Annotated in this window: 28 protein-coding genes, 1 pseudogene and 1 riboswitch; of the genes and pseudogenes, 14 read left to right on the forward strand and 15 right to left on the reverse strand. The window is 67.0% G+C overall.

Annotated features, from left to right (window positions below; translation table 11 throughout):
* A pseudogene (locus Q0316_RS09975) lies at positions 1–1,155 on the forward strand (chromosome segregation protein); the annotation flags it as partial.
* Here the strand turns inward: Q0316_RS09975 and Q0316_RS09980 are convergent.
* The gene (locus Q0316_RS09980; protein WP_298671823.1) at positions 1,122–1,916 is read right to left on the reverse strand and encodes a GGDEF domain-containing protein; all 795 of its coding nucleotides are present in this window, start codon (positions 1,914–1,916) and stop codon (positions 1,122–1,124) included. The pseudogene Q0316_RS09975 and the gene Q0316_RS09980 sit on opposite strands and share 34 nt — an antisense overlap.
* Positions 1,917–2,165: 249 nt before the next feature.
* Here Q0316_RS09980 and Q0316_RS09985 point away from each other — a divergent pair, with 249 nt between their 5' ends.
* Positions 2,166–2,804, forward strand: a complete 639-nt coding sequence (locus Q0316_RS09985; protein WP_298671825.1) for a DedA family protein — start codon at positions 2,166–2,168, stop codon at positions 2,802–2,804.
* Here Q0316_RS09985 and Q0316_RS09990 read toward each other — a convergent pair.
* The 11 genes from Q0316_RS09990 to Q0316_RS10040 form a co-directional block, all read right to left on the reverse strand.
* Entirely contained in the window at positions 2,795–3,478 is a 684-nt protein-coding gene (locus tag Q0316_RS09990) for a DJ-1/PfpI family protein (RefSeq protein WP_298671827.1), read from the reverse strand. The two genes, Q0316_RS09985 and Q0316_RS09990, sit on opposite strands and share 10 nt — an antisense overlap.
* 23 nt (positions 3,479–3,501) lie before the next feature.
* Positions 3,502–3,582: riboswitch (ZMP/ZTP riboswitch) on the reverse strand.
* A gap of 37 nt (positions 3,583–3,619) precedes the next feature.
* Positions 3,620–4,138, reverse strand: coding sequence for a hypothetical protein (locus Q0316_RS09995; protein ID WP_298671829.1), 519 nt, complete (start codon positions 4,136–4,138; stop codon positions 3,620–3,622).
* A gap of 12 nt (positions 4,139–4,150) precedes the next feature.
* Positions 4,151–4,684 (reverse strand): demethoxyubiquinone hydroxylase family protein, encoded by a 534-nt coding sequence (locus Q0316_RS10000; protein WP_298671830.1) that lies wholly within the window; start codon positions 4,682–4,684, stop codon positions 4,151–4,153.
* Complete coding sequence (locus tag Q0316_RS10005) at positions 4,681–5,163, reverse strand: disulfide bond formation protein B (RefSeq protein ID WP_298671832.1); 483 nt, start codon at positions 5,161–5,163, stop codon at positions 4,681–4,683. The genes Q0316_RS10000 and Q0316_RS10005 overlap by 4 nt, the downstream gene beginning before the upstream one ends.
* On the reverse strand, positions 5,160–6,527 hold the full coding sequence (locus Q0316_RS10010) for a S41 family peptidase (protein WP_298671833.1): 1,368 nt from the start codon (positions 6,525–6,527) through the stop codon (positions 5,160–5,162). Before Q0316_RS10010 ends, Q0316_RS10005 begins: the two co-directional genes overlap by 4 nt.
* A 107-nt stretch (positions 6,528–6,634) precedes the next feature.
* Complete coding sequence (locus Q0316_RS10015) at positions 6,635–7,792, reverse strand: peptidoglycan DD-metalloendopeptidase family protein (protein WP_298671834.1); 1,158 nt, start codon at positions 7,790–7,792, stop codon at positions 6,635–6,637.
* A 4-nt stretch (positions 7,793–7,796) separates the two neighbouring features.
* Entirely contained in the window at positions 7,797–8,219 is a 423-nt protein-coding gene (locus tag Q0316_RS10020) for a 23S rRNA (pseudouridine(1915)-N(3))-methyltransferase RlmH (protein WP_298672093.1), read from the reverse strand.
* A 1-nt stretch (position 8,220) separates the two neighbouring features.
* Complete coding sequence (gene rsfS / locus Q0316_RS10025; protein WP_298671836.1) at positions 8,221–8,613, reverse strand: ribosome silencing factor; 393 nt, start codon at positions 8,611–8,613, stop codon at positions 8,221–8,223.
* A gap of 2 nt (positions 8,614–8,615) precedes the next feature.
* A complete protein-coding gene (locus Q0316_RS10030; protein ID WP_298672096.1) occupies positions 8,616–9,233 on the reverse strand; it encodes a nicotinate-nucleotide adenylyltransferase in 618 nt (205 codons plus the stop codon).
* Between the two features lie 30 nt (positions 9,234–9,263).
* Complete coding sequence (gene aqpZ, locus Q0316_RS10035) at positions 9,264–9,998, reverse strand: aquaporin Z (protein WP_298671838.1); 735 nt, start codon at positions 9,996–9,998, stop codon at positions 9,264–9,266.
* A gap of 147 nt (positions 9,999–10,145) precedes the next feature.
* On the reverse strand, positions 10,146–11,408 hold the full coding sequence (locus Q0316_RS10040) for a glutamate-5-semialdehyde dehydrogenase (protein ID WP_298672098.1): 1,263 nt from the start codon (positions 11,406–11,408) through the stop codon (positions 10,146–10,148).
* 155 nt (positions 11,409–11,563) lie between these two features.
* Between Q0316_RS10040 and msrB the strand changes: the two genes are divergently transcribed.
* The 4 genes from msrB (at position 11,564) to rnhA (ending at position 14,553) form a co-directional block, all read left to right on the forward strand.
* A complete protein-coding gene (gene msrB / locus Q0316_RS10045) occupies positions 11,564–12,055 on the forward strand; it encodes a peptide-methionine (R)-S-oxide reductase MsrB (protein ID WP_298671840.1) in 492 nt (163 codons plus the stop codon).
* 38 nt (positions 12,056–12,093) lie between these two features.
* The gene (gene ispH / locus Q0316_RS10050) at positions 12,094–13,044 is read left to right on the forward strand and encodes a 4-hydroxy-3-methylbut-2-enyl diphosphate reductase (RefSeq protein ID WP_298671842.1); all 951 of its coding nucleotides are present in this window, start codon (positions 12,094–12,096) and stop codon (positions 13,042–13,044) included.
* Positions 13,045–13,135: 91 nt separating this feature from the next.
* A complete protein-coding gene (gene thrB / locus Q0316_RS10055) occupies positions 13,136–14,095 on the forward strand; it encodes a homoserine kinase (RefSeq protein ID WP_298671843.1) in 960 nt (319 codons plus the stop codon).
* Positions 14,092–14,553 carry a ribonuclease HI gene (gene rnhA / locus Q0316_RS10060; RefSeq protein WP_298671844.1) on the forward strand — a complete coding sequence of 154 codons (462 nt, stop codon included), beginning with the start codon at positions 14,092–14,094 and terminating at the stop codon, positions 14,551–14,553. Before thrB ends, rnhA begins: the two co-directional genes overlap by 4 nt.
* 18 nt (positions 14,554–14,571) lie before the next feature.
* Here rnhA and Q0316_RS10065 read toward each other — a convergent pair whose 3' ends face one another.
* The 3 genes from Q0316_RS10065 to Q0316_RS10075 are packed head-to-tail and all read right to left on the reverse strand — an operon-like array spanning position 14,572 to position 16,786.
* A complete protein-coding gene (locus tag Q0316_RS10065; protein ID WP_298671845.1) occupies positions 14,572–14,748 on the reverse strand; it encodes a DUF1508 domain-containing protein in 177 nt (58 codons plus the stop codon).
* Between the two features lie 14 nt (positions 14,749–14,762).
* Positions 14,763–15,857 carry an FAD-binding oxidoreductase gene (locus Q0316_RS10070; protein ID WP_298671846.1) on the reverse strand — a complete coding sequence of 365 codons (1,095 nt, stop codon included), beginning with the start codon at positions 15,855–15,857 and terminating at the stop codon, positions 14,763–14,765.
* Complete coding sequence (locus Q0316_RS10075) at positions 15,854–16,786, reverse strand: alpha/beta fold hydrolase (RefSeq protein ID WP_298671848.1); 933 nt, start codon at positions 16,784–16,786, stop codon at positions 15,854–15,856. The genes Q0316_RS10070 and Q0316_RS10075 overlap by 4 nt, the downstream gene beginning before the upstream one ends.
* Before the next feature lie 48 nt (positions 16,787–16,834).
* Here Q0316_RS10075 and Q0316_RS10080 point away from each other — a divergent pair, with 48 nt between their 5' ends.
* From Q0316_RS10080 to Q0316_RS10115, 8 genes are all read left to right on the forward strand, one after another.
* Entirely contained in the window at positions 16,835–17,308 is a 474-nt protein-coding gene (locus Q0316_RS10080; protein ID WP_298671850.1) for a prepilin peptidase, read from the forward strand.
* Between the two features lie 52 nt (positions 17,309–17,360).
* Positions 17,361–18,389 (forward strand): Flp pilus assembly protein CpaB, encoded by a 1,029-nt coding sequence (gene cpaB, locus Q0316_RS10085; protein WP_298671852.1) that lies wholly within the window; start codon positions 17,361–17,363, stop codon positions 18,387–18,389.
* Positions 18,389–20,044: a type II and III secretion system protein family protein gene (locus Q0316_RS10090; protein WP_298671855.1), complete on the forward strand. Its 1,656-nt coding sequence runs from the start codon at positions 18,389–18,391 to the stop codon at positions 20,042–20,044. Before cpaB ends, Q0316_RS10090 begins: the two co-directional genes overlap by 1 nt.
* A 17-nt stretch (positions 20,045–20,061) precedes the next feature.
* The gene (locus Q0316_RS10095; RefSeq protein ID WP_298671857.1) at positions 20,062–20,703 is read left to right on the forward strand and encodes a CpaD family pilus assembly protein; all 642 of its coding nucleotides are present in this window, start codon (positions 20,062–20,064) and stop codon (positions 20,701–20,703) included.
* A gap of 1 nt (position 20,704) precedes the next feature.
* Entirely contained in the window at positions 20,705–22,000 is a 1,296-nt protein-coding gene (locus tag Q0316_RS10100; protein WP_298671859.1) for a pilus assembly protein CpaE, read from the forward strand.
* 55 nt (positions 22,001–22,055) lie between these two features.
* Complete coding sequence (locus tag Q0316_RS10105; protein ID WP_298671861.1) at positions 22,056–23,030, forward strand: type II secretion system F family protein; 975 nt, start codon at positions 22,056–22,058, stop codon at positions 23,028–23,030.
* Positions 23,031–23,034: 4 nt separating this feature from the next.
* Entirely contained in the window at positions 23,035–24,036 is a 1,002-nt protein-coding gene (locus Q0316_RS10110; RefSeq protein WP_298671863.1) for a type II secretion system F family protein, read from the forward strand.
* Positions 24,037–24,152: 116 nt separating this feature from the next.
* Positions 24,153–24,395: an acyl carrier protein gene (locus tag Q0316_RS10115; protein WP_298671864.1), complete on the forward strand. Its 243-nt coding sequence runs from the start codon at positions 24,153–24,155 to the stop codon at positions 24,393–24,395.

The following is a 24,395-nucleotide window of genomic DNA, read 5'->3' on the forward strand; positions in this document are numbered from 1 at the left end:
GACCGCGCCGCGCGCGAGCGCGCCGGAGGCGCCGCGCGCGAGCGGCTCGCCGCGGCACAGACGGAAACAAAAAGCTGGAAGAATCGCGCCGGAGACGCCGCCCGCCGCATCGCCGACATGGCGAAACGCGAGCGGGAGATCGCGCAGGATCGCGAAACGCTCGCCCCCCGCCCGTCCGTGCTGGCGGCTGAAATCGCTGATCTTTCCGCCCGGCATGACGCCGCGCGCACCGCCGCCGACACGCTTGCCGCAACCGAGCGCGAGGCCGAAGCCGCGCTCCGCCGTTGCGAGGAAGCCGCGCGTATCGCGGGCGAGGCGCTGGCCGCGATGCGCGAGGCCCGTGCGGGGGCATTGGCGCGGGCCGAGAATCAGGAAATGCGCCGGGTGGAACTGGGCCGGCTCGCGGGGGAAAGGTTCGAATGCCCCGCCCCCGTGCTGCCCACCAGGGCCGGGTTCGACAGCGCGACCGTCCGCACGCCGCAGGATGAATCGAGCGCGCACGAAAAGCTGACGCTCGATCGCGAGCGGATCGGCCCGGTCAATCTCGTCGCCGAGCAAGAACTCGCGGAACTGGAGGCCGGCGCGGTCGGCAATGCGGTGGAGCGCGAGGAATTGGGTCAGGCGGTCAATCGCCTGCGCGGATCAATCGGCACGCTCAATCGCGAAGGGCGCCAGCGGCTGCTCGCCGCGTTCGAGGCGGTCGACGGGCATTTCCGGCGGCTGTTCACCACATTGTTCAACGGCGGGCAGGCGCATCTTGAGCTGGTCGATTCGGATGATCCGCTCGAAGCCGGGCTGGAGATCATGGCGCAGCCGCCGGGCAAGCGCCTGCAATCGCTCACTTTGCTATCCGGCGGGGAACAGGCGTTGACGGCGGTGGCGCTGATCTTCGGGCTGTTCCTCACCAATCCCGCGCCGATCTGCGTGCTGGATGAGGTCGATGCGCCGCTCGACGATGCCAATATCGAGCGTTTCTGCGATCTTCTCGATCGCATGACGCGCGAAACGCAGACCCGCTACCTGATCGTCACCCATAATGCGGTGACGATGAGCCGGATGCATCGGCTGTTCGGCGTAACCATGGTCGAGCGCGGGGTCAGCCGCCTGGTCTCGGTCGATCTTCAGGCGGCCGAAACCCTGCTCGCGGCGGAATGAGGGCGCGGCCTGGCCATCCGCGGCGGCCCATTCATCCCCGGATCCCCCGGCCTCGCCGTCAGGCTGATCCGGTTCCTGCCGTCGTGCTTGGCGCCGTACATCGCGAAGTCCGCGTTGCGCAGGCTCTCGCTCACCGCCATGCGGCGATCGGCTTGCGCCAGCCCGATGCTCACCGTCAGCGTGATGCCCATCGCGGCGAACTCGGCGGCGCTTTCCACGTTGCAGCGGACACGCTCGGCGATCTGCATCGCCTTTTCCCGCCCGGCGCCGGGCAGGTAGATGCCGAATTCCTCGCCGCCCAGCCGACCGACAAGATCGCCCGAACGCAGCGATTCGCGCAACACGTCCGCAACATGCCGTAGCGCGCGATCGCCCATTTCATGCCCGAAACCATCATTGATCGCCTTGAAGTGATCTATGTCGAGCAACAGCATCCAGCCATCGGTATTCGTGTGATGCGCCTCGGCGCGCTTCAGGAAAGCGGTGCGGTTCAGCACGGCGGTGAGGTGATCGGATTCGGCGGCGCGCTTGAGCTGCGCTTCGGCCGATTTCAGTTCCTCGTTGAGCCGGCGCAGCCGCTCGCTCTGCACCGTAAGGCGCAAGGCAACCAGGAACGAGACCCCGCCCGAGGTGAAGCTCGCGAAAATCCAATAAGGCAACGGAACCCTCAGCCCCGGAATATGCGACAGACCGTACATCGGAATCACGGTAACCAGGAGCGATACAACCGCCCAGAACAACGCTTTACGAACCGCCCCCATGGCCTCCCCGCCTAGCAAATCATGCCCATCATCCTCCGACAACGAGCGATCGCGGATTCAGTCGCATCAGTTTGATCTAATATTATCGAATTCCCCCGTCCGATCCGGCTTTTCGGGATGAGAAGCGGCGGATTCGCGATATGTCGCGCCAAATTCACCACTTTTCGCGCACGCCAAGATTGTTACCGTTCGTTGCCGCGCACCGCCGGCGATTGACCGACACGAGCCCTTCGCCCATGCGCAATGCCCATGATCGAAAAGATTCTGGCCATACTCGCCACCTTTGCCGTCACCGTCATTTCCGCAATGGGTTACTGGGGCATCGTGCTGCTGATGGCGATCGAAAGCGCGTGCATCCCGCTGCCTTCGGAAATCATCATGCCGTTTGCTGGCTATCTCGTTTCAACCGGCCAGTTCGATCTCTATCTCGCCGCGACCGCCGGGGCGATCGGATGCAACCTTGGCTCGATCGTCGCTTATGAGATCGGCAAGCGCGGTGGCCGCCCGGTCGCCGAGCGTTGGGGCCGCTATGTCCTGATCGGGCCGGGGGAACTGGACATGGCCGATCGCTTCTTCAATCGCTGGGGGTCGCTTGCGATCCTGATCGGGCGAATGCTGCCGATCATCCGCACGTTCATCGCCTTCCCCGCCGGGGTCGCGCGGATGAAGCTGATCCCGTTTCACCTCTATACCTTCATCGGCTCATGGCCATTCTGCTTCCTGCTGGCCTGGGTGGGCATGAAGCTCGGCACCGCGTGGAACAGCGATCCGCGGCTCAAGGCGTTCTTCCATCAGGCGGATCTCGCGATCGGGCTGGTGATCGTTGCCGCCGGCGGCTTCTATCTGTGGCATCGCGTGCGCGGGCTGAAGAAGCGCTCTCAGGCGTAACCGCGCATCGCCGCCAGCCGGCGCAGCTTTTCCTCCCGCCCCGGCGCCAGTTCGGCGACACGGCGCTGATAGGCGGCGACCAGCGCCGCATCCGCGCGATCGGGGGAGCCCGAATCGAACGGCGGATCGGGATCATATTCGAGGCTGAGCTGCACGAACCGCGCGCGCTCCTCGCCCCGGATCAGCGCGATCAGGCGGAAGGCGAAATCTATCCCCGCCGTCACGCCCGCGCCGGTCACCCGGTTGCGATCCACCACCACCCGCTCGGCGACGGGCGTGGCGCCGAACAGCGGGAGCATGTGGCGCTGCCCCCAGTGGCAGGTCGCGCGATAGCCCTCGAGCAAACCGGCAGCGCCGAGCACCAGCGATCCGGTGCAAACGCTCGTCACCCACTGCGCGCGCGTCCCCACGTCGCGCACCCAATCCATCGTCCGATCGTCCGCGATCGCAGCATTGGTGCCAAAGCCGCCGGGAACACACAGAATGTCCGCGCCGGTCACATCATCGAAAGTGGCGGTGGGCAGGATCGCGAAGCCCGCGTCGGTCGGCACGGGATCGGGCGTGGCGGCGACCAGATCGAGCTGCGTACCCTCGCCCATCCGCGACAGTACCTGCGCCGGCCCGGTCAGATCGAGCTGGGTGACGTTCGGAAACAACAGAAAAGCGATACGCATATAGCCGGCTCCTTTCGCAAATCGAAGGGTGCCCAGGCGCGCGGCGTCTATCGGGTCGCGCTCCCTCGTGGTGCTCCACGGCTGCGCCAGTCACGCGACGGGCGGGAAACTAACGCATAACGCGCCCGCCCGCCATCCCCGTCAGTTCGGCAGATCGGGATTGGCCTCCTTGGCGCGCGCCTTCGATTCGGCCTTTGCCTGCCGCGCGCTCTGGATGAAGCAGCCGGATGCTCCCCCGACGCCGACCGCCGAACAACTGCCGATACCCGCCGCGCCGACATCGGCGTTGCCCTTTTCGCGCACCGCCCAGGCCGCGTTTTCCGGCGTCACTTCGAAATTGCGCAATTCCTTGGGGATACGGAACTGCTCCTCGGCGGAGCGGCGGACACACACCACCACCTCCGCGCCTTCCTTGTTCGTCGGGCAGCGTTCGTTGCCATACAGCGTCAGCACGCCGTTGATCGGCGCATTGCGCGAGATGGCGGTGGAAACACTCTGGTGGCTGACGCGCGGCGCACCGGGCAACGCCACCTCCTTCGCGGAGGGCGGCGGGATGATGAGCGGCGGCGGCGCGGGGTTCGCTGGCGCGGGCGCGGTCTGCGCCGCGAGCGGGGCGGCGACAGTTGCCAGCACCGCGATGATGATCGAACGCACAGGCATCCTTCTCTCCCGTCAGATGCGTTTTGCCGTGGCGATTGCGATGCGACAACCGAGCCGGATCACGCCCGACAACAAGGGGTAGGCGGGCGCGTTTTCCGCGCCGCTGGCAAGCGCGGTTTCCTTGTGTTCGACCTCCTCGGCCTGAAACTCGCGGATCGCATCGGCAAGCTCGGGATCGTCGTCGCCCAGCCCCTCCAGTTGCTCCTCATAATGCCTGTCGATTTCGGTTTCGACCGCCGCGGTGCACGCCATCGCGGCTTCCGGCCCGATCGCCGCCGTCGCCGCCCCCAGCGCGAAGCCCGCGACATTCCAGAATGGCTGGAGCAACGTCGGCCGCACGCCGCGCTCGGCGATCAGCCGGTCGAAGAAGGCGCGGTGGCGCTCCTCCTGCATCGCCATCCCGCTGATCTTGCGCGCGGCGGGCGAACGATGCCCCATGATCGCGAGTTGCCCGGCATAGATGCGGGTCGCGCCATATTCACCCGCCTGATCGACGCGGATCATTGATCTGGTGTCGTGGCGGCGATCGCCCGGTTTCCAGCTCATCCCCGCCTCCGGATCAGCCAGGCGATCACCCCCGCGCCGCCCAGCGAGAAAAGCGCGTTGAACCCGGCGAGCGAAACGCCGAACAACGTCCATTGCGCCGCGTCGCAGCGCACCACCGGCGCGGCGAGAATTCGGCGCAGCATCTCATCGGTGCTGATCCCCTCACCCGTCACGCTGGTGGAACACGCCGTGATCCCCTGCCACCAATGATATTCGACACCGGCGTGAAACACGCCGATCATGCCCGATACCGCGATCATCGCCGCCGCGCCCGCGATGAGCGTGAGCTTCACCGATCGCCCCGGCACGATGAAGGCGAAAGCGGCGGCGGCGAGCGCGCCGTAATGCGGCCAGCGCTGCCAGTGGCACATCTCGCACGGTTGCAGCCCGCCGATCAGTTGCGATCCCCATGCGCCGGCGAGCAACGCCGCGGGAAGGAGCAGCGCGATGGCGCGGGCCAGATTTTGGGAACGGTTCACTTGGCCGCTACGTCCTTCGTGTTCTTGAAATCTTTCTGCAACGCGGTGGTCGCGGCGGCAACCTGCGTGGGGCCGCCCAGCCGCGCGATCGTCTTCAACGCATACCAGAGCTGGAAGTCGTCGATCCGTTCCTTCTTCAGCATATCCGGCGTGGCGGAGAGGCGCGGATCCTCCTTGGTATCCTCCTCCAGCACCTTGTTGTCGGATTTCACCTCGTTGATGAGGTGACGCCGCAGATCGGCTTCGCGGAACACCGGGCGCGCCTTGTAATCCGGATCGGAAAGCTGCGGCACGATGATATCCGGCTCGATCCCGCCTTCCTGCACCGACCGGCCCGACGGCGTGTAGTAACGCGCCGTGGTGAGCCGCAGCGCGGTGGTCGGGCCGAGCGGCAGCAGCGTCTGGACCGAGCCCTTGCCGAACGTGCGCTCGCCCATGATGAGCGCGCGATGATTGTCCTGCAGCGCGCCCGCGACGATCTCGCTCGCGCTCGCGGTGCCCGAATCGGTCAGCACGATGACCGGCAGGCCGTGCGCATCGTCTCCGGGCTTGGCGAAATAACGCTGGTTCTCGCGCGGATCGCGGCCCCGCTGCGAGACGATCTCGCCATGATCGAGGAAGGCATCCGACACTTCGATCGCCTGCGTCAGCAGCCCGCCGCCGTTCGAGCGCAGATCAATGACATAGCCCAGCGGGCGATGCCCCAGCGCCTTGTCGATCGCGAGCAGCGCGGCGCGCGTATCGGCGCCGGTGGTTTCGGAGAAGGTGTTGATATCGACATAGCCGACATCGCCCATCAGCTTCCACTTCACCGGGCGCTGGACGATGATTTCGCGCGTCAGCGTCACGTCGAACGGTTTGTCGCGGCCAGGCCGCACGATCGTCAGCGTAAGCTTGGTTCCCGGCTTGCCCCGCATCTGCGCGACGGCATCGTCCAGCGTGCCGCCATACAGCAGCTTGCCGTCGATATGGGTGATGTAGTCGCCGGGCTTGATCCCCGCCTTGCCCGCCGGCGTATCCTCCTGCGGCGCGATCACCTTCACCGCGCCGTCTTCCATCGTAACGGATAGGCCAAGGCCGCCGTAATTACCCTCGGTCTGGATGCGCAGATTGTCAAAATCGCGCCCGTCGACATAGCTGGAATGCGGATCGAGCGAGGCCAGCATCCCGTCGATCGCGCCGCGAATAAGCTGTTCGTCGCTCACCTTGTCGACATAATCCGCCTTCACGCGGTTATACACGTCGAGGAACTTGTCCATCTGCCGATAGGTGTCCGTATCGACAGCGGCCATCGCGCCGGTCGCGACGGGCACCAGCGCGAGGGTCGCGACAAGGGCGGTGGCCTGAAACAGCTTGAACTTCATCTGGACGTCCTGACGAGAGGGGCCTTGCGTCATTAGCCCCATATCGCGAGGCGAGCAAAGCGCCAGCGCGACTGAACAAGGGCTGAGCGGCGGGTGGGCAATCGCGGTCAGCCGATCAACGCGGTGATATCGACCGGCTGGTCGCGGCGACGCAGTTCCACGGTGACGCGCGGCTCCTCGCCATCGCCCGCACGACCGAGCAACTGCCCGGCGGCGAGCGCCTGCCCGCGCTTCACCGCGATCGTGCCGAAGCCGGTGACGAGCGTGCTCCAGCCCGCGCCGTGATTGATGATGACGATGCCGCCATAACCACGAAACGACCGGGCGAAGACCACGATGCCCGCCGCCGGCGCCGCCAGCGCGGCAGCGGGCGGAACGGCGAAGGTGAGGCCGCGCGCGCGCACGCCATTGTCGGAAATCTCGCCCAGCCCGGTCACCAGCCGCCCCACCGCCGGCAGGCGATACGCAGCCGGCGGCCCCGCGGGTGCCGGATCGGTCACCGGCGGGCCGGGCAAACGCGCCAGTGTCGCCAGCGTCAGCCGCTCGTCGCTGATCGCCGTCATGCGATCGACCAGATCGCGCGCTTCCTCGCCCATTGCGATCGCCTGGTCCGTAGCGGCGCGGGAATCATGATCGAAGCGGCTGGCGGCGCTGTCGTGGCGGTCGCGCAGCGCCGCCAGCCGCCCGCGTTCGGCGATCAGGCTCGCGCGCCCATCGCGCAATCCGGTCTCCGCCAGCGCCGCCGCGCGCTCCAGCCGGCGCGATTCCGCCAGCCCGGCGCGAACCGCCGCGGTGCGCGCGTCGATCGCCGGCACGGCGGTGGCGAGCGCGGCGCGAAGGTGCACCATGTCGGTGATCGACCCCGGCTGTGCCACCGCGACGATCGCGGGTCGCCCCGCCAGTGAGGCGAGCGCGGCAAGCAAGCGTGCGACCGGCTCCTGCGTGCGGGCCAGTTCATCGCGCTGACGTTCCCGCAGCCGCGCGACGATCGCGACTCGCGCCTGTGCGGCGGAAAGATCGGCCTCGGCCCGCGCGATCCGCGCCGAAACCGCCTGTTCCTCCACCCGGAAGCGCGCGGAGGCATCGCGCTCCGCCGCCGCTTGCCGATCGAGCGACGCTGCGCGCTTGTTCGCCTCGTCAGCAGCCGCGCGGGCTTGCGCCAGCCGCGCGCGCGCGACCGCCAGCGAATCCTCCGCCGGCGCGGCCACCGGCGCGGCGAGCAGCATCGCCGCCAGCGCCCCCAGCATCGCCCCCCTGCCCCTCATGCGTTCAACCTTCGCGATGATAAGGGTGATTGGCAAGGATCGAGGTGGCGCGAAACAATTGTTCGGCCAGCATCGCGCGCGCCAGCAGGTGCGGCCAGGTCGCGCGACCGAAGGAGAGCAGCAGATCCGCCCCGCGCCGCGCACTGTCGTCGAAGCCGTCCGCCGCGCCGATCATGAAGCGCGTCTCGCGCACGCCATCATCGCGCCAGCGCCCGATGAGGGTCGCGAAGGCCAGCGAACCCATCACCTCCCCGCGCTCGTCTAGCAGCACGCGGCGCGTCTGCGGCGGCACATCCGGCACGCGACCACCCGTATCGGGCAGTTCGGTGATCTTCGTCGGCCAGGCGATCCGCTTCAGATAGCGATCGACCAGTTCAGCCTCGGGCGAGCGACCGATCCGGCCGCGCGCGACGATATGCAGCAGCAGATCAGGCGTTCCCGGCTGGCGCCGGCGGCGCATCCCCGAACGACCACATACGTTCCAGATTATAGAAGGAACGCACCTCGGGCCGGAACAGGTGAACGATGATGTCGCCCGCGTCGATCAGCACCCAGTCGGCGGTCGGCAGCCCCTCTATCCGTGGCGAGCGCCCCGTCGTGCCCTTGATCTTCTCGGCCAGCTTGGCCGCCATCGAGGCGACCTGGCGGGTCGAGCGGCCGGACGCGATCACCATATGATCGGCGATCGACGATTTCCCGGCGAGCGGGATGGAAATCATATCGGCGGCCTGATCGTCGTCCAGGCTGTCGAGCACGAGCTTATGGAGCACCGCGACGCTGTCTGCGTCGGGCGACCTATAGGCGTTGGCGGATGCGGGCAAGTTTACTCCTGGGTACGGGGTTTGGCGTTGGCGCCGGTATAGCGGCGATGCCAGGCAGGGTCAGCAGCGCGAAGCTGCGTCGCGGAAGTCGGGTCGGGTCGGAAACGCAGCAACACCAGTGCTGGTACACTCCACTCGGTCCAGTTCCTCGCCTGGCTCGCGGGCCTCTGGAAGCGCCGTAGCCAGCCCATCGCGGGGGCCGCGTGGGCCGGGGCATCATATCCGGGTCGGGCGATCACCGCAATCGGAACCGTCCGCGCGATCCGTCGCCAGTCGCGCCAGCGGTGAAACTGGGCGAGATTGTCCGCCCCCATCACCCAGATGAACTGCCGACGCGGATAGCGGCGGACGAGTGCGGCTAGCGTATCCACGGTATAGCGCGTGCCGAGCCGCGCCTCGATATCGGTCGGCCGGATCGGGGCGTGGCGCGCCATCGCGCGCGCCGAAGCGAGTCGCGCGGGCAGCGGCGCCATGCCGTCCGCCGGCTTCAGCGGGTTGCCCGGCGAAACCAGCCACCACATCTCATCCAGCCCCAGCGCCGCGATCGCCGCGAGACTGATCCCACGATGACCGCGATGCGCCGGGTTGAACGACCCGCCGAGGAGGCCGGTGCGGATCAAACGCCGCACCGCAACCGGCCATCCATCATGTCAGAGCGGCTCGCCGGTGATCGGCGGCGCAGGCGGCGGATTGCCGGCAAGGCTGCGATAGAAAATGCCCGCCAGCACCGCGCCGACAATCGGCGCGATCCAGAACAGCCAGAGTTGCTGCAAGGCCAGCCCGCCCACGATCAGCGCCGGGCCGGTGCTGCGCGCCGGGTTCACCGACGTGTTAGTCACCGGGATGCTGATAAGGTGTATCAGCGTCAGCCCCAGCCCGATCGCGATCGGCGCGAAGCCGCTCGGCGCGCGGGTATCGGTCGCGCCCATGATGATGGTGAGGAAGCCGAAGGTCATCACCACTTCCATGATAATGGCTGCGTGCAGGCCATAGCCGCCGGGCGATTGCTCGCCATAGCCGTTCACCGCAAGGCCGTTGGGCGCGAGCATGTAACCCGCCTTGCCGCTGGCGACGCAATAAAGCAGCCCCGCCGCGATGATCGCGCCGATCAGTTGCGCGATGATATAGGGGATGATGTCCTTCGTCGGAAAACGCTTGCCGGCCCACAGCCCGAGCGTCACCGCCGGGTTGAGGTGGCAGCCGGAGATATGGCCGATCGAATAGGCCATGGTGAGGAGCGTCAGCCCGAACGCAAGCGCGACGCCCGCGAACCCGATGCCGACTTCCGGGAATTTGGCGGCGAGGACGGCGCTGCCGCAGCCGCCGAACACCAGCCAGAAGGTTCCGAACAATTCCGCGATGCAACGCTTGTGAATTGGCACCATATCCCCGTCCTCCTTGCGATAGTTAAATCCCACCTCTTTTGAGCGAGGCAGAGGATAGTGCGGGAACATGATCCCTGACAAGCGTGCAGCGCCGCGGGCTTTATCGCCTGTTATCAGCGATGTGCGCAGCGAAGGAAAGAATGCGCCTCAACCGCGCACCTGCCCCGTGCCCAGCCCGATCCATTTATAGGTGGTGAGCCCCTCCAGCGCGACAGGCCCGCGCGCGTGCAGCCGCCCGGTCGCGATGCCGATCTCCGCGCCCAGCCCGAATTCGCCGCCGTCGGCGAATTGGGTGGAGGCGTTCCACAGCACGATCGCCGAATCGACCTCGGCGAGGAAGCGGTGCGCGATATCCTCATCGGCGGCGACGATCGCATCGGTGTGATGGGAGCCGTGGCGCGCGATATGCGCAAGCGCGCCCTCCAGCCCGTCCACCACCGCCGCCGAGGCGATGGCATCCAGATATTCGGTATCCCAGTCCGCATCATCGGCCTGCGCGATCCCCGGCGTCATCGCGCAGGCACGCCCATCGCCCCGCACCTCGCAGCCGGCTGCCGACAATGCCGCGAGCAGTGCCGGCGCCGCGGGATAGGCGGCGTCGACAAGCAGCGTCTCCATCGCGCCGCAAACGCCGGTGCGCCGCATCTTCGCATCCACCACGATCCGCTCGGCCATCGCCTGATCGGCGGAGGCATGGACGAAAATATGGTTGATCCCATCGAGATGCGCGAGCACCGGCACGCGCGCTTCTCCCTGCACCCGCGCGACCAGGCTCTTGCCGCCGCGCGGCACGATCAGGTCGATCAGCCCGTCCGCCGTCAGCATCGCGCCGACCGCCGCGCGATCTGTGGTCGCGACACGCTGTACCGCGCCCGCCGGCAACCCGGCCTCCGCCAGCCCGGCGACGAACGCCCGGTGGATCGCCGCGTTGCTCTCCACCGCTTCGGAGCCGCCACGCAGCACCACCGCGTTGCCGGACATCACACACAGGGCCGCGGCGTCAGCCGTCACATTGGGGCGGCTTTCGTAGATGATGCCGATCACCCCGATCGGCACGCGCACGCGGCGCAGCACGAGGCCGTTGGGCCGTGTCGCCTCGTCGATCACCGCGCCCACCGGATCGGGCAGCGTCGCGACGGTCGCCACGCCATCCGCCATCGCCGCGACCCGCCCGGCATCGAGCCGCAAGCGATCGAGCATCGCCGGGGTCAGCCCGTTGGCGGCGGCGCGCGCCATATCCGCCTCGTTCGCGGCGAGGATGGCTGGCGTCGCGGCGCGCAAGGCCCCGGCGGCGGCGCGCAGCCCGGCGCGGCGCTGTTCGGTCGAAAATTGCGCGAGCGCATGTGCGGCGGCACGCGCTTCGGCGGCCATGGCGGCGATCATCGCGGCGGGGGAAGGAATATCCAGCATCACGCTGGCGCGCCTATCACGCGAGGCCGCCGCTGCCGAGTCGATTAGGCCGTTCACGTCCGGCATTTTTCCACCGGCAGCGGGCTGCGCGATGAAACGAGGGGCGGGCCATGCTATATCGCGATGGCCGGGATGCAGGAACTCGCCCGATGACGATGCACGACAGACGCGAAACATTGTTCGTTCTCCTCGCCGCCGGGCTGGCGGGGCCGATCGTCGCCGCCTGCCGCGCAACCCCGGCGGAGGCGGCGCCCGAGCGGTTCGAGATCAACCTCAGCGACGCGCAATGGAAAGCGCGGCTGTCTCCCGCCGCCTGGCGCGTGCTGCGCCATGACGGCACCGAGCGCCCCTTCTCCAGCCCATTGGATGATGAGCACCGCCCTGGCCGCTATCTCTGCGCCGGTTGCGCGCTGCCATTGTTCGACGCGCGGACGAAATTCGACAGCGGCACGGGCTGGCCAAGCTTCTGGGCGCCGCTCCCCGACGCGGTCCGCACGCGCACCGACAGCACGCTCGGCATGTCGCGCATCGAAGTCCACTGCCGGCGTTGCGGCGGCCATCTCGGCCATGTGTTCGACGATGGGCCAAAGCCCACCGGCAAACGCTATTGCATGAACGGCGTGGCGCTCATCTTCCGCCCGGCGTGAGGTTGCCGATCGCGCCCGCGCCCCGTAAAGGCTCCGCCATGTCCGAAAAGCCTGTGCTCGACCTGCTGATCGCCGCCCCGCGCGGCTTTTGCGCCGGGGTGGATCGCGCGATCCGCATCGTCGAACTGGCGATCGAGAAACATGGCGCGCCGGTCTATGTCCGGCATGAGATCGTCCACAACAAGTTCGTCGTGGACAGCCTGAAGGCGCGCGGCGCGATCTTCGTCGAAGAATTGACCGAGGTGCCGAACGACGCACCCGTGGTATTTTCCGCGCACGGCGTGCCCAAATCGGTGCCCGCCAATGCCGAGGCGCGCGGGCTGGACTATCTCGACGCGACCTGCCCGCTGGTGAGCAAGGTTCACCGGCAGGCGGAACGGCTGGTCGCCGCCGGCCATCACATCATCTTCATCGGCCACGCCGGCCATCCCGAGGTGATCGGCACGTTCGGCCAGGTGCCCGAAGGCGCGATGACGCTGGTGGAGAATGTGCGAGACGCGGAGGCGTTGACGCCTGCGAACCCCGACAATCTCGCCTTCCTCACCCAGACCACTTTGTCGGTGGACGATACCGCGGAAGTGGTCCGCACGCTCCAGCGCCGTTTCCCGTCGATCAGCGCGCCGCGCGGCGAGGACATCTGCTACGCCACCTCGAACCGTCAGGCGGCGGTGAAGGCGATCGCCGCGACGTGCGATGCGGTGCTGGTGATCGGCGCGCCCAATTCGTCCAACTCGGTCAGGCTGGTCGAGGTGGCGGAGCGTGAGGGCATTCGCGCCGCGCTGATCCAGCGCGCCACCGATCTCGACTGGTCGTTTCTCGATGGCGTAGCGAAGCTCGGCCTCACCGCCGGCGCCTCCGCTCCGGAATTGCTGGTGCGCGAACTGGTCGATCATCTCGCGACGCGCTTCACCGTCAACGAAAGCGAGGTCGAGACGACGCGCGAATCAATCGCGTTCAAGCTGCCGCGCGGGCTGGAAACCGCTGCCTGACGCTGGCATTGCCGCGACCCAAGCCAACGCGACCACGGGGAAAGAATGATGCGCCTGTCCGATAATCCGCCGCGCGCAGGCGCGCGCTGACATGGCCGTTTACACGCAGGTTTCAGCCGAGGTGCTGGCCGCGTTCCTTACGCGCTATGATGTCGGCGAACTCGTCTCCGCCAAGGGCATTGCGGAAGGGGTGGAGAATTCGAACTTCCTCGTCGAAACGACGCGCGATCGCTTCATTCTGACGCTGTATGAAAAGCGCGTCGCCGCCACCGACCTGCCGTTCTTCATGGCGCTGCTCGATCATCTCGATGAAAAGGGCCTGCCCGTCCCGCCCGCGATCAAGGATCGTGGCGGCGTGGAGATTCAGGAACTGGAAGGCCGCCCGGCGTGCCTGATCCGCTTCATGCCCGGCGTATCGCTGTCACATCCCACGCCGGCGCAGGCGCTCGCCGCCGGCAAGGCGATGGGGGAGATGCACCACGCCGTCGCCGATTTCGCGCCGACGCGCGAAAACTCCATGGGCGTCGATACCTGGCGAGCGTTGTTCGCGCGTTGCGGCCACAGCCTCGATCAGATCGCGCCCGGCCTATACGACGATCTTGGCCGGGCGCTCGACAAGGTGGAGGCGGCGTGGCCGCGCGACGGGTTCGATCGCATCGCCATCCACGCCGATCTGTTTCCCGATAACGTGCTGATGCTGGGCGATCGCGTCACCAGCCTGATCGACTTCTATTTCGCGTGCACCGATATCCGGGTGTACGATCTGGCGATCATGCACAGCGCATGGTCGTTCGACAATGCGGGCCGCAATTATGACGCGGCGGTCGGCGATGCGCTGGTCGCCGGCTATCAACACCATTTCCCGCTCACCGAAACGGAACGCGCGCTATTCGCCACGCTCGCCAGCGGCGCGTGCATCCGTTTCGCGCTGTCACGCGCGTGGGATTGGCTCAACACGCCTCCCGATGCCCTTGTCATGCGTAAGGATCCGCTCGCCTACATGCGCCGCCTCCATCACTATGATCCCACACTGGCGGCGCGCGCCGCATGACTGAAATGCCGAAGGTAGAGGCGTTCACCGATGGCGCGTGCAAGGGCAATCCCGGCCCCGGCGGCTGGGGCGTGGTGCTGCGCATGGGCGATCGCGAAAAGGAATTGTCCGGCGGCGATCCCGCCACCACCAACAACCGCATGGAAATGACCGCCGCGATCGAGGCGCTCAACGCGCTGACGCGGCCCTGCCAGGTACGGCTCTGCACCGACAGCCGCTATGTCATGGACGGGCTGACCAAGTGGATTCACGGCTGGCAACGCAACGGCTGGCGCACCGCCGACAAAAAGCCGGTCAAGAACGCCGAATTATGGCAGGCGCTGCTCGCGGCGGCGAAGCCCCATCGCGTTGAATGGCATTGGGTGAAGGGCCATGCCGGCCACCCCGAAAACGAGCGCGCCGACAGGTTGGCAAGCGACGCCGCCATCGACGCCGGGCGAGCCGGGCGCAGGGCCTGACCTCGCCCGGCGGCGCGCTTATTCTTCTTCGATCGTCGGGGCGCCCACCCCGTTCTTCTTGATCGATTCGATGGCGTTGATCGCGCTCGCCTTGTTGCTGTAGCCTTCCGTCCAGAAGATCGTTTCGCTGTTGTACTTGAAGTACGCCACGAACTCGCCGGCCTTGTTCTTCTTGATCGTGAACTTGTGTGCCATCGAAACCTCCCGCTCTAGTTGGGCGGGGTGAGCTTATCGACGAAACGCGCGGGCGTATAGCGGGCGATATCAATGCCCGGAGGCGGCGTATCGCCCAGCAGGAGCGCCGCGCCGATCCGCGCGGCGGCGGGCGCGGTCTGGATGCCGAAACCGCCCTGCCCCGCGAACCAGAAGAAGCCGGGGATATCGTGGGCGAAGCCGTAAACCGGCAGCCGATCCGGCGCGAAGCTGCGCAAGCCCGCCCATTTCCGCTCCACCTGCAACACCCGCCAGTCGACCGCCTGCTCCATCCGATCGATCGCGATCGCGACATCGAGTTCCTCGGGCTGGACATCGCACGGCTCGACCGGGGTTTCGTCATGCGGCGAAAGCCACAGCCGCCCGCCTGCTTCCGGCTTGAAATAGAATGAGCCGTCGAGATGCGCGACATGCGGTATCCCGGCGGGCACCGCGGGATCGGTGCGTAACTGCGCCAGCGTGCGGCGATAGGGCTGGATGCCGATCGGCGCCGCCCCCGCGGCCAGCGCCACCTTGTCCACCCATGCGCCCGCCGCGTTCACGAGCACGGCGGCCTCGTGCGGGCCGCTGGTCGTCTCGATCCGCCACCGCCCATTTTCCCGCCGCGCGGATTTCAGCGCGCAACCAAGCTTCAACGTCGCGCCGGCCCGCCGCGCGTTCGCCAGCGCATCGGCGTGAAGCGCGGCAACGTCGATATAGGCGCAACTCGGCTCATATACCCCGACGGTCCAGCCCGCGCGCAGGCCGGGGATATGCGCGGCGGGGTCCACCCGCTCCAGCGCCACGCCGGAACCGGCGAACTCCGCCAGAAACGCATCGGCGAGGGTCGCGTCACCCGACCGTCCGATATGCAGCGATCCCAGCGGCTGAAGGAAGCCGCCCGCCTGCAGGATCGGCCCGGACAGCGTGGTCAGCGGCTGTATCCCCGGCCCGCCATAGGTTTCGGACCAGAAGGCCGCCGAACGCCCCGTGGCGTGATAACCCGCGACGTCCTCCGCCTCGAGGATCAGCACCCGCGCGCGATCCCCGATCGCGGCAGCAAGGGTGGCGCCGGCGATCCCGGCGCCGATGATCGCGATATCGTAGCTCATCGCGCGTGCGATGCGAGGAAAGCGTCGATCGCCGCAAGCGCGCGATCGCGCACGGGATCGGCCTCGCGCAATATTTCATGCGCCGATTCGGGGCCGAAACGCGCCACCTCCGCCGCCGGCAGCCGATCGGCGATGCTGAGCGCCGCGCGCGGATCGACCAATGCATCGGCCTCCGCGACCAGCATCATCACCGGCGTGGCGAGCGCCGCGAGCCGCGGATCGGATGCGAGCGCGCGCGTGCCGGCGAAGGCCTGCGCCAGCCACGCCCAGCTCGGCGGCCCGAGCTGGATTTCAGGCTTCTGTTCGTACCAGAAACCCTCATCGTCATAGCGCCCGGCATCATGGGTAAGCAGCTTCTGCCGGTCGAGTCGCGCGCCGGGCCGCTCATGCCCCTTCCACGCCGCGCGCGCCGGGTTGCCGAGCCGGCACATCAGCCGCGCGACCTGCTCGCCCAGCCACGGGCCAACGGGCGCGCGCAGCCCCAGCATCGGCGCGACAAGCACCACCGCCGCCGGGTCCACCGCGCGTTCCACCAGCGCGCGCAGCACGAGATAGCCGCCCATCGAATGGCCCATGACGACGCGCGGGCCGGGCACGTCCCATGCTTGCCAGAAGGCGGCGAGATCGGCGATCCACGGCGCGAAATCGCTTGCATGGCCAACATGTTGATCGGGCGACAGCCGCCCCGATCCGCCCTGCCCGCGCCAGTCGAACGAAGCGATCGTCCAGCCCGCGTCATGCCAGTGGGCGAATGTTTCCAGATACTTTTCGAACACGTCGCCGCGCCCGCCCTGAAACAGGATCGCGCCACGCGCCGCCCCTTCCGCCGGCCAGTCGAAGCGGCGGATCGACCAGCCGTCAGGCGCCGCCCAATGGGAAATCGAGGCGCCGGCCGGAATTGTGCGGCGGATGGGCGATACGATGGTCATCGGGCATGGTTACGGTTTGGAAAGCCATTCCGTCTAGTGCGTGTCGGGATGGACTGGACCATTCTCCACTGGCTGCTCCCCGCGATCCTCGTGCTGCTGCTGCTGTCGGCGGGCGTGGAGGATGTGCGCACCCGTGAGATCGCCAATTGGAAGACCGGCGGAATCGCGCTGCTCGCGCCGCTGTGGTGGGTGGCGACCGGGCTGCCGGCCTGGCCAGGGATGGCGACGCAACTGGGCGTGGCGCTGGCGGTGTTCGCGCTGTTCTGCGTCGCGTTTCATTTCGGCCAGATGGGCGGCGGCGATGTGAAGCTGATCGGCGCGCTGGCGCTGTGGCTGCCGCTCGTGCCGCTGATGCAGATGCTGATCGTGATGTCGCTCGCCGGCGGCGCGCTCACGCTCATCATGCTCGCCGATCACCGCATCAGGAAAAACGGGCGAACGCTGGAAGTCCCCTACGGTGTCGCGATCGTCTTCGCGGCACTCGCCGTTCTTCACCAACCTGTTCTTAACCAGTTTGCGTAATCATAGCCGGGAATACCTCGGACCGCCGAACGCTTGAAAGGCACGTTGAGTCATGGACACTCGGAAGGTTGTATTGCTGGTCGGCGCGCTATTCGTCGCTGCCATCACCGCATTCTTCGCGCGAACGCTGATCGCGGGAAGCGCAGCGCCGCAGGCGAACGCGATGGCTGGCGCCCCCGCCGCTATCGACGGCCCCAAGGTGCTGGTCGCCACGCGCGCGCTGCCGGTCGGCACGATCATTGATCCAGCGGCGGTGAAATTCCAGCCGTGGCCGAAGGAACTGGTGGAGGGCGCCTATTTCCAGGAGGGCACCGGCTTCGACATGAAGAATGTCGTCGGCACGGTGGTGCGCAATGCGATCACCGCCGGCCAGCCGATCACCCAGGGCGCGCTGGTCAAGCCGGGCGACCGCGGCTTCCTCGCCGCCGCGCTCGGGCCGGGGATGCGCGCGGTGACCGTGCCCGTCTCCACCCAGTCGTCGGTCGCGGGCTTCATCTTTCCGGGCGACCGCATCGACCTGCTGCTGACGCAGACCGTGGCCGGCGGCGGTGACGGCCCCCCGCTCAAGACCTCGGAAACGATCATGCGCAACCTGCGCGTGCTGGCGACCGATCAGCGCACGTCCGACGAGAAGGACGAAAAGGGCAACACCGTGGTTCACACCTTCTCCACCGTGACGATCGAGGCGACGCCCAAGATCGCCGAGGAGATCGCGGTGGCGCAGACGCTCGGTTCGCTCTCCCTGTCGCTGCGCTCGATCGCGGACAATCAGGCGGAACTGGATCAGGCGATCGCCTCGGGCGCGGTGAAACTCCCCGTCAACGGCGATCCGAAGGCGGAAAAGGCGCTGATGGTGCAACTCGCCAGCCAGCCGCAGAACGGCAATTCGACCTTCTCGGTCGGCGCGGATGTCTCGCGCTTCCAGCGCCGCACCGTGCCCGGCAAGGCGCAGGATAACAGCTCACCCGCCGATCCGGGCGCCGGGGGGGCAATTCCAGGAGGGGCGCTGGCGATCGGCCCCGTCGTGCGCATCGCGCGCGGCAACACGGTGACCGACGTTCCGGTCGGGGGGAAGAAATGATGCGCATTCGCTCAACGCCGATCGGGGTGCCGCTCGCCGCCGCCCTTGCCTCCGCCGCGGTCGTCGCGACCCCGGCTGCGGCGCCCGCCCAGTCCGCGCCCGCCGCAAACGCGCCCATCGTCCAGCTCGCCACCAATCGTGGCCGGCTGATAACGCTGGCCCGCCCGATGAGCGATCTGTTCGTCGCCAATTCGGACATCGCGGATGTGCAGGTGCGTTCGCCCACGCAGCTTTATATCTTCGGCAAGAAGGCGGGCGAAACGACTGTCTCGGCCACGTCGAAGACCGGCCAGGTCGTCTATTCGACCACGGTTCGCGTCGGCAACAATTTCGACTCGATCGGCCAGATGCTCAAGCTGGCGATGCCCGAGGCCGCGATCACCGCGACGACGATGAACGGCGTGGTGCTGTTGACCGGCACCGTCGCGCAGCCCGATGACGGCGCGGAGGCCGAACGCCTCGTCACCGCCTTCGTGGGTGAAGGCACGAAGGTAATCAGCCGCTTGCGCACCGCGACCCCGTTGCAGGTGAACCTTCAGGTGCGCTTCGCCGAGGTGAGCCGCAGCTTCGTCAAGAATATCGGCTCGAACATCCTGACGCGCGACACCTCCGGCGGGTTCACGTTCGGCGTGGCATCCGGGCGAAATCCCGGCACGATCACCGGCAGCAGCACGAATACAGCCGGCCTGCCGCTTGTCGATCCTTCGACCCGGTTCGGCTTTCCTCCCGGCACCATCCCGCCGCAGCCATTCGATCCGCGAACCGGGCTGTTCGCCACCGGCACGCAATATACGTTCACGCAAAGCACCACGGATCGCACCACGCTTGGCCTCGCGGGCCGATTGTTCGGGCTGGACGTGCTTCAGGCGCTCGATCTCGGCGAGCGGCTCGGCCAGGTGACGAGCCTCGCCAATCCCAACCTCACCGCGCTTTCCGGCGAGACCGGCACGTTCCTCGCGGGCGGCGAAATCCCGATCCCGATCGCGCAGGGGCTTGGCGCGGTGTCGATCGAATATAAGCAATATGGCGTCAGCCTCGCCTACACCCCCACGGTGTTGGCGGACGGGCGGATCAGCCTGCGCGTGCGCCCCGAGGTATCGCAGCTTTCGTCCGACGGCGCGGTTACCTTCCAGGGCACGTCGATCCCGGCGATCACCACGCGGCGCGCGGAAACCACGGTGGAGCTTGGCTCCGGCCAGAGCTTCATGATCGCGGGCCTGTTGCAGAACACGCACAACAACTCGATCGACAAGACCCCCGGCGTCGGCGATCTGCCGATCCTCGGCGCGCTGTTCCGCTCCAACGGGTTCCAGCGCAACGAAACCGAGCTGGTGATCGTCATCACGCCCTATCTGGTGAAGCCGGTCAACGCGAACGACATCGTGCTGCCGACCGACGGCTACAAGGCGCCGACCGATCTCGATCGTATCCTGTTCGGCCAGCTTGGCGGCGGGACGAGCGGCGGCGCGCGCCCGAAGCCGTCGATGGAGGCCGGGCCGCCCGCCCAGCCCGCCGTCGGCGCAGCCGCGCCGGTCGCCCCGATCCCCACGCCCGAACCACGTCGTGACGACGCGGATCGCAAGGCCGCGATCAAGCCCAAGGGCAAGGCGGCGCCCGCCGCCGTCGCCCCGGCCCCCGGCTTCTCGATCAATTGACCCGCCAACCCGAGGACATGAACATGGTCAAGCGCACCCTGCTCCTCGCCGTTCTGCCCGCCATCGTTCTTGGCGGTTGCAGCGGCACCAAGAATCGCGGGCTCGAATCCGTCCACCAGCCGGTGGTCAGCCGCACCGATTACAGCTTCGACGTTGCCACCGCCCCCGGCGGGCTGGCGCCCGGCGAGGAACAGCGGCTTGCCGGCTGGATGAATTCGCTCCGCCTCGGCTACGGCGACAGCGTGGCGATCGACGATCCCGCCGGGGTCAGCCCGGCGGCGCGCAACGCGGTGACGCGTTCGGCGGCGCGCTTCGGCCTGCTCGTCGGGGAGAGCGCCGCGATCACCGGCGCCCCCGTCGTTCCCGGCACGTTGCGCGTGGTGGTCAGCCGCACGCGCGCGCGCGTTCCCAATTGCCCTGATTTCTCGCGCACGCGCCAGCCCGAGTTCGAGAGCAACACCTCGTCCAACCAGGGGTGCGCGATCAACTCGAACCTTGCCGCGATGGTCGCCAATCCGCTCGATCTGGTGCGCGGGGAGCCGGGCACGCAGGTCTATGACGCGGCGACCGGCACGCGCGCGATCACCGAATATCGCCAGGCGAAGCCGACCGGAAACGGCGGCACGACGCTGAAAACCGAAAAAGCCGGGAGCAAGTAAGATGAATGCCCCATGGAAGCCCGCCGGCGTGGCGCATCGCGAACCGTTCGTCGCCTTCGTCTGCGATGAAACGACGGCGGAGGCGATCCGCCCCGTCGCCACCGAAATGGGCTGGTCGACGGACAAGGTGAACAAGGGCGGGCTGCGCAACGCGGTCCAGTCGCTGTCCGTTTCGGCTAGTCCGCAGATACTGTTCGTCGATCTCGCGGAATCCGGCGATCCATTGAGCGACATCAATTCGCTGGCGGAGGTCTGCGAGCCGGGAACCGTCGTGATCGCGGCGGGCCAGATCAACGATGTGCGGCTGTATCGCGATCTCGTGGCAAGCGGCATCCAGGATTATCTGCTGAAACCGATCAGCCCGGACGCGCTGCGCGAGGCCTTCAGCCATGCTCAGGCGATGCTCAACGCGCCAAAGGCCGTCGAAGGCGGCGCCGTCGATCGCCCGCATCATGCCGTGGCGGTAATCGGCACACGCGGCGGCACCGGCGCCTCGACCATCGCAACTTCGCTCGCCTGGCTGATGAGCGAGAAACAGCAGCGCACCACCGCGATGCTCGATCTCGACGTGCATTTCGGCACCGGCGCGCTCGCGCTCGATCTGGAGCCGGGACGCGGCCTCACCGACGCGATCGAGAACCCCAGCCGCATCGACGGCCTGTTCATCGAACGCGCCATGATCCGCGCCTCGGACAAGCTTTCCGTCCTGTCGGCGGAGGCCCCGATCAGTTCGCCGATCGTCACCGATGGCTCCGCCTTCTTCCAGTTGCAGGAGGAGATGCGCGCCGCGTTCGAATGCACCGTGGTCGATCTGCCGCGCAACATGCTCGTCGCCCATCCGCATCTGGTCAGCGACATGCAATGCGCGGTGATCGTTACCGAGCTGACGCTGGCGGCGGCGCGCGATACGATCCGTATCCTTCCATGGCTGAAATCCAATGCGCCGCACATGTCGGTGATGCTGGTCGCCAATCGCGTGCATCCGGGGCAGCAGCTCGAAATCTCGCGCAAGGATTTCGAAGGCTCGATCGAGCGCAAGATCGACTTCGTCGTTCCGTTCGATCAGAAGCTCGCGGCGCAGGCCGCCAAGCTGGGCAAGCCGCTTGCCGAGGCCGGCAAGGGCTCCAAGACGATCGTGCCCCTCGCCCAACTCGCCACCCGTCTCTGTGCGGCGGGCGATGCCGAAGGGGAGAAGAACACCCCGGACAAGGGCACGAAGGGCGGATCGCTGATGGAGCGATTCACCGATCTGAAATCCCTCCTGCCCAAGAAGCAGGCCGGAGCGAAAGCGAAGTGATCGCGACCGCGCGCCTTCCCGCGCGCGGTCGCCGTCCAGGATAAGTGAGGGCGCGATGCCGTTGATGCCGATTGCGATGCTTGCACTGGGCGCGCTGTGCGTGATGGGGATGATCGCGTTCGCCTTCGCCGGCCCCTCCACGGCGCGGGCCAGCGGGCGCCGGCTGAGCGCGCTGCGCGAGCGCCACTCCACCTCTCCCGCGCTCGCGGTCGAGGCGCAGATGCGCAGCATCACCGGCAAGAACGCCACCAAGGCGGACAAGGCGGCGATGCGCTTCCTGCCGAAGCCCGCCGAGCTGAAAAAGCGCCTGCACCGTTCCGGCAAGAGCTGGACGCTCGGCCAATATGGCATCGCCACGCTCGGCATCACCGCGGTCATCACGCTCCTGCTTTCGCTGAAGGGGCTTCCGCTGCTGCTTTCGCTGCTGGTCGGGCTGGGCTTTGGCGCGGGGATACCGCATTATATCGTCGGCTATTTCATCAAGCGCCGGCTCGCGCAGTTCAACGCGAAATTCCCCGATGCGATCGAACTGCTCGTGCGCGGCCTGCGCTCGGGCCTGCCGATCACCGAAACCATGTCCGTCGTCGGAAGCGAGGTTCCCGGCCCCGTCGGCGAGGAATTCCGCACCGTTTCGGACAAGATGAAGATCGGCCGTTCGATGGAAGTGGCGTTGCAGGAAACCGCAGACCGGATCAACACGCCCGAATTCCAGTTCTTCTGCATCACCATCGCGATCCAGCGCGAAACCGGCGGCAACCTCGCCGAAACCTTGCAGAATCTCGCGACGGTGCTGCGTCAGCGCGGCCAGATGAAGCTGAAGATCAAGGCCATGTCCTCGGAATCCAAGGCATCGGCCTATATCATCGGCGCGCTGCCGTTCATCGTGTTCATCCTCATCTGGTTCATCAACGGCGCCTATATGCAGACCTTCTTCGTCGATCAGCGGCTAATGGTCGCAGGCGGCGGTGCGATGGTGTGGATGAGCATCGGCGCGTTCATCATGGCCAAGATGATAAACTTCGAGATCTGACGCGATGGAAACGGTACAGAATCCGACACTGCTTGGGGTCGATGTCTATCTCGCCGCGACGATCCTGTCGGGCATTGCGACATTCGCCGTGCTGGTCGCGATCTACGCGGCGCTCAGCGTGCACGATCCGATGGCCCGTCGCGTCAAGGCGCTGAACGAGCGCCGCGAACAGCTGAAGGCCGGCATCACCGCGTCCACCGGCAAGCGCCGCGCGAAGCTGGTGCGCCGCAGCGAAGGGGCGGATCGCATTCGCACCCTCCTCGCCTCGCTCCAAGTGTTGCAGGATAGCCAGTTGAAGGAAGCGCAGCGCAAGCTGCTTCAGGCTGGCATCCGTTCGAAGGAATGGGCGGTCGGCGTGATCTTCGGTCGGCTGGTGCTGCCGATCGTGCTTGGCGGCATCATCCTGTTCATCGTTTACGGCACCAACAGTTTCGCCGACTGGACCCCGCTCAAGCGCTACGGGCTGGTCGCGGCCACGTTCATCTTCAGCTACAAAGCGCCGGATATCTTCCTGCAAAACAAGATCACCAAGCGTTCGGCGGCGATCCGCAAGGGCCTGCCCGACGCGCTCGATCTGCTGGTGATCTGCGCCGAGGCGGGGCTGACGGTCGACGCAGCCTTCCACCGGGTCGCGAAGGAACTGGGCAAGGCCTATCCCGAACTGGGCGACGAATGCGCGCTGACCGCGATCGAACTGGGCTTTCTCACCGATCGGCGCCAGGCGTTCGAGAACTTCGCGAACCGCATCGCGCTGGATGAGGTGAAGGGCATCGTCACCACGATGATCCAGACCGAGAAATACGGCACCCCCCTCGCCTCCGCATTGCGCGTGCTGTCCGCGGAATTCCGCAACCAGCGCATGATGCGCGCGGAGGAAAAGGCCGCCCGCCTGCCCGCGATCATGACGGTGCCGCTGATCCTGTTCATCCTGCCGGTGCTGTTCGTCGTCATTCTCGGGCCGGCGGCGTGTTCGATCAAGGATGCCTTCATCAACGGGCCTGTCTGATCCCGCACGCGGACAGGCCCGTCGACCCGGCCATAATCGCGTGCCCGACGCGATTGGGCCAAGCTTCCGCCGCAATCGCTTGGCAAGGCCGAGCCTGACCGATTAAAGGCCGGGACATGAGCGACCGCGATACCATCCTCACCGCCATCAAGGCGCAGATCGAAGCTTTCAACAAGAAGGGCATCGCGATCACCGATGCGACCACATTTCAGGGCGATCTGGAATGGGACAGCCTGACGGTGATGGATTTCGTCGCCGCGATCGAAGACGAATTCGACATCATCATCACGATGAACATGCAGGCGGAAATCGAGACGGTCGGCCAGCTCGCCGACGCCGTTGCCAAGCTGAAGGCCTGA

The sequence above is a fragment of the uncultured Sphingomonas sp. genome (assembly GCF_937871615.1).
In the GTDB taxonomy this organism is placed as follows: Bacteria; Pseudomonadota; Alphaproteobacteria; order Sphingomonadales; family Sphingomonadaceae; genus Sphingomonas.